The following is a 324-nucleotide window of genomic DNA, read 5'->3' as shown; positions in this document are numbered from 1 at the left end:
AGCGTCTGCTCGACCTCGGCCTTGTCGATCACCAGCCCGAGCAGCTTCGCCTTGCCCAGGGAAGCCGCCACCGCCGCTGCAAGCTGTTTGTGAGCCACCGCCGCCCCGCGCGCTTCCTCCAACTCGGCTACGATACTTTCGACCGTCACGTCGAGCCGCCGCACCTGCCGCGCCTGCAACTCGGCGATGCGTGCCGCAATCTTACCATTCCTGACCAATTTCGCGGCCCCGACTTCGGCGGCATTGCCGGTCGACCGATAGCCGGCCTCGACATAAGCGGCCTTGCCGCTCAAGCCCTTGGCGAGGCCCTGCGCAAACCGTTCG

Annotated in this window: 1 protein-coding gene; it reads right to left on the bottom strand. The window is 66.7% G+C overall.

Features of this window, described 5'->3' with window-relative positions; all coding sequences use genetic code 11:
- Positions 1–324 (bottom strand): terminase small subunit (locus EN861_RS34700; protein ID WP_189343826.1); only part of this gene is annotated, 324 nt, incomplete at both ends.

This window comes from Mesorhizobium sp. M8A.F.Ca.ET.218.01.1.1 (genome assembly GCF_004791165.1).
In the GTDB taxonomy this organism is placed as follows: domain Bacteria; phylum Pseudomonadota; class Alphaproteobacteria; order Rhizobiales; family Rhizobiaceae; genus Mesorhizobium.
The sequence above is the reverse complement of the archived record's forward strand: the minus strand, read 5'-3'. Positions and strand labels throughout refer to the sequence as shown.